Raw genomic sequence first — 5,106 nt, 5'->3', positions numbered from 1 at the left:
CCGCAAACCGGAATCCAACACAAACAACGCATCACCCGGCACCGGCGTACCGATAGGAGCTCCATGACCAGGCTTCATGGGCGCACTCATAGAGGCGTAAACGGTGCTTTCGGTAGGACCGTAGGAGTTGATCATTTCTCGGCCTGAAGCCCACCGATCGACAAGTTCGGGCGAGCACGCCTCACCCCCCACAAAAATGGTCCTCAATGCGCTCAGCCGCTGCGGTGACAGCCGGCCGAGGGCGGACGGGGTCTGGGTCAGAACCGAAACACTTTCGTTCACAAGTAGGTCATGAAAGTCGGTGGCAGAGTTGGCCGTGTCCTCAGAGGCTATGACTAAGCGGCCACCGTGCAGCAGAGCGCCCCACATCTCCCACACCGACACATCGAACGAGTACGAATGGAACATCGACCACACCTGTCCTGGCGACAATTCGGACGTCCGTGCGGGTCTGGTGAACAGTTGCGTCACGTTCTGGTGGGTGACCGAGACGCCTTTGGGTGTGCCTGTCGTTCCTGAGGTGTAGATGACATAGGCCGTCAGTTCTGGATGGGGGAATGGAAAGGTGACAGTGGGAGGTTCGACGGTGACCCTGCCCCCGAGGGTCACGACTGCCACTTTGCTCTCATCGACCCGGTGCAATTGCGCTACCGTTGTCACTATTGCTGCTGGTTTGGCGTCTTGTAGAACGAATGCCAGGCGCTCGTCAGGGGTGTTGATGTCGATCGGCAAGTAAGCAGAACCCAGCTTCAGCACCGAAAGTATGGCTATCACAGTGTGTTCCGAACGTGGCAGCAACAGTGCAACAACGTCCTCTACTCCCACCCCACGCCCAGCCAACAAATGAGCCAACTGCGTCGATGTGTCGTCCAACTCCTGATACGTCCACGACCGACCCTCGAACACCACCGCTATGACGTCCGGCCGCACCCTCACCTGCTCGGCGAACAACTCCGGAATCGACACGCCAGCAACGGACTCCGTCACAGCCGACCTGTTACCCAGTACGTCCAGCTGCGTCAGCTCATCCTCACCCAGGATGTCGAACGAAGCCAAAGGACGATCCGGGCCCGCCGCCATCGCAATCAATAGTGTCTGGAGCCATACCAGGATTTGCTTGGCCAACCGCTCGTCGAGGACCGCCATGCGGTATTCCAGCCGCACCCTCAGCTGTGGACCGGGCCAGATCTGTAAGGCGATTGGATAGTGAGTGAACTCGCGACTTGAGGCTATGCGTACGCTCAGTCCGTTTGTCTCGAGCTGCCCGCCGGACATCCTCAGTGGGTAGTTCTCGTAGACGAAGAGGGTGTCGAACAGTTGTTGATGTCCCGCGGCGCGCTGGATATCGGCCAGGGCCACGAACTGGTGGTCTAGCCCATCGTGGTAGTCGTCCCGCAGCATGCCGATCAGTTCAGCCGTGGTCGTCGTCGCGGTCAGGGATGCTCTTACCGGGACGGTGTTGATGAACATGCCCACCGCCGACTCGCTGCCGAACAGTTCTGCTGGCCGCCCCGATACGGTAGTGCCGAAGACGACGTCTCCGCTGCCAGTCAATGCGCCCAGCAGACGGCCCCAGGCGGCCTGTAGCACGATGTTCATGGTCGTGTTTTGCGAGCGAGCCAACTGCTCAACAGAACGCGTGACGTCGATAGGGAGGTCGACTCGCAACAGCGATCGCGCATCAGTGAAGCGATCTCCTGGATCTAACAAGGTCGGCGTTTGAAGTCCCGCCAGCAGCTTCTGCCAATGCCGCCGCGCCGCGCTCCAGTCCTGGGCGGATAGCCACTCGACGTAATTTCGGAAGGTGGGCGCGGGTGCCAGAGTCTCCCGTTCGTAGACGGCGAACATCTCTTTGAGCAGAATCTGGATTGACCAACCGTCCACCACGATGTGATGGACGGATAGCACCAGCGTGTGCTTATTCGTCCCAGTCTGATGAAGGAGAATCCGTAGCGGTGCCTCATCTACGAGGTTGCCGCAGGCGGCGAGCTCTGCATCCAGCAGCCTCTGATCGCACTCGTAGCCGTTAACTACCGTCCACGGTATGTCTGGGCGTGTCGGAATGATCTGCACCGGCTCGGGGAAACCCTCGGAGACGAACCGAGCCATTAGGTTGGGGTGGCGTCCGACGACTGTATGAGCGGCCTCGCGCAAGCGCGGCACGTCGAGTACGCCAGCAATCTCGATACCCAGTTGCACGGTGTACAGCTCTACGGGTTCATTACTGCCGGAACGGCGATGGAAAAGCAGCCCGGTTTGAAGCGGAGTCAGCGGGAGAAGGTCTGCTGGTTCCACGATTTGTGCGAGTTGATCGATCTGCCGCTGATTGACCACCGCCGGCAGGACGTCGGAGGGAGTCAGTCCTCCGCCGCCGTTCTGCACGTACGCCGCAATTCCAGCTAGAACGTCATACCAGCGCGCGTACAGCTCGGTGATATAGGAGCGATCCACCTGTGTGCTCGTCCAACTCCAGGACACGTGTAGTTCTGACTGCGAACCTTCGGCTAGCACGGCTGCATTGATGCCGACTGTGTGCGGCAACAGCATCGAGCGGGAACCAAAGCGTCGAGCATCAGGCGATTCAGTCGGTCCGAGGATCCGCCAATCTTCGAGGGGTGCGTCGAGCTGGCTCACGCTGCGCCGGCCGAGGTAGTTGAAGCCGATGGCGGGATCTACGCCAGACAGATTGTTGGTGCCTAGATACTTGAGAAGACCGTAGGTGATTCCGTCGGGGTGGGCACGCAGCTGTTCCTTGGCGTCCTTTATCCAGATACCCATGTCCGAGCCCCCGGTCAGAACAGTGTCACGGTCCATGGGTACGACGTTCAAAGCGACCGGGTGCTTTGCGGTGAACCATCCGACGGTGTTGGTCAAATCGATCCCACTGCCGATTTCATCGCGACGTCCGTGGCTCTCCACGTCGATGCGGAAAGGGACGTCGAAGTGCTGGTGCTGTTCAGCGAGGGCAGAACCGAGTGCGATGAGCAGCAGATCCTGAACGTTGATGTGCAGAGCCGCAGTCACGTCGGTTACCAGCACTTCGGTTAGCTCCGTGTCGATGCTGACCGACAGATGCTCCACATCGCGCCAGATACCAGGAGTCGGGTGCGGGCTGGGCAGCAGGGTGGCAACGGCTTCAATGCGCTGCCAATGCGGAAGCTGGTCAGTGACTTTCCGCTCGGCAGCGTACTGCGCCAACATCGTTGACCACTCACGGAACGAGGTGCCGCTGGCATCCAGGGTAATTTCTCGCCGCTCGGTGAGGCAGCGCCAACCCGTTGCGAGATCCCTTTGGATGATTCCCCAGGAGACCGCGTCGACCGCGAGGTGGTGGACGATGAGCAACAGCTGGCGGGTGCGCTCAGCCCACAGCCCATGCACCATGGCTCCTCGACGCGGGTCAAGACGGCTCAAGGCATTGGCAAACGTGGTATCGGAGAAGTCCACGACGGGGGTTACACAGTCGGCTGCGCTGATCGAGCCTGTTGGTAGGACGATGCAGTTGTCCGCGTCCTCAGTCGGGGCGTTGTCCACCTGCAACCGGAGCATGGCGTGCCGATCGACCAATGCCTGTAGTAACAACACCACGTCGCTGTACTTCGCCTGCTGCGGCCCCTGGAACAACATGGTTTGGTTGAACTCGTCTGTCGGTGCCGTGAGAGATGCCAGCCACCGCATGATCGGCGTTGCCGTGACGGGCCCAGCCTCAGCCGGCCGAAGGAGAGACTGCTCCGGGACCGAGAGCTGGAGAGCGTGGGCAAGTCGTGCCACGGTTCGCTCCACCAGGATGTCGCGGGGCTTGCAGTACAAACCGACTTGCCGGGCCCGGGACACCACCTGAATGGACGAGATGCTGTCGCCGCCTAGATCGAAGAACGAATCGTCGACTCCAACTTTCTCCACATTCAGTACGCGCGCGTAGATGTCAACCAGGCTCTCCTCGAGTGGAGTAGTCGGTGCTCGGTATTGGTTCGATTGTCCTAGTTGAGGTACCGGAAGCCTCTTTTTGTCAAGCTTGCCGTTACTCGTCATGGGCAATGCATCGAGGACCACGACCGCCGCAAGCGACATATATTCGGGCAGCCACGCGTCGGTCAAGCGGCGCAATTGGTTGCCATCCAACTCGCCCGCCCAGTCTGTGTGGGGAACGACGTAGCCGATCAGCCGTTTGTACCCTGGGTGGTCCTCATGGACGACGACCGCAGCCTGTCCTACTCCGGGGGCCGTCCGGAGCACCGATTCGATCTCACCGATTTCGATGCGGTAACCACGAATCTTCACCTGATCGTCAGAGCGACCCACATACTCCAGCTCGCCGTCGTGATTCCAACGAACCAGATCGCCGGTGCGATACATCCGCGAACCCAAAGGGCCGAGCGGACACGCGACGAATCGCGATGCCGTCAAGCCCGGCCGTCGCACATAACCGCGTGCCACACCCCGCCCCGCGACATACAACTCACCAACCACACCGATCGGAACCCGCCGCAAACCGGAATCCAACACAAACAACGCAGTGCCGGAGCCAGCGGCACCGATCGGCACTGCCCCTGTAGGGACTAGCGGTTCGGTCATCGAAACGTAGACGGTGCACTCGGTCGGGCCATAAGCATTGATCACGGCTCGCTCAGGCGTCACCCATCGCTCGATTAGCTGGGCTGGGCACGTCTCTCCCCCGAGTAGAAGTAGCGCGATCGACGGTAGCCCCTCGGGAGACAGCCGTGCCAACGCCGACGGTGTCTGGGTCAGCACCGTTACTTCTTCGTTTACGAGCAGGTTATGGAAATCGGAAGGAGAGTAGGCAACCTCTTCGGGAACCACGACCAGCCGTCCCCCGTGCAGAAGCGCGCCGCACATCTCCCAGACCGCGAAGTCGAATGCGTATGAATGGAACAGCGTCCATACGTGGTGGTGGGGTTCCAGAGTGCCGGTGGTCGGGTCCTCGACATTGGCGAGGCGCGCGATGTGGGTAGCGATGAGGTCATTGACGCCGCGGTGGGTGACCGAGACGCCTTTGGGTGTGCCTGTCGTTCCTGAGGTGTAGATGATGTACGCGAGGAGGTCAGCATTCGGCACCGGCAACGTCGTCGTCGGCTGTTCAGCGAG

The 5,106-nt window shown here is 60.5% G+C and carries 1 protein-coding gene; it reads right to left on the bottom strand.

From position 1 onward, the window contains the following. Nucleotides 1-5,106 (bottom strand): non-ribosomal peptide synthetase (locus CH289_RS27000; protein WP_094728888.1); only part of this gene is annotated, 5,106 nt, incomplete at both ends.

Source organism: Rhodococcus sp. RS1C4, from assembly GCF_002258225.1.
GTDB lineage: Bacteria > Actinomycetota > Actinomycetes > Mycobacteriales > Mycobacteriaceae > Rhodococcoides > Rhodococcoides fascians_E.
The sequence above is the reverse complement of the archived record's forward strand: the minus strand, read 5'-3'. Positions and strand labels throughout refer to the sequence as shown.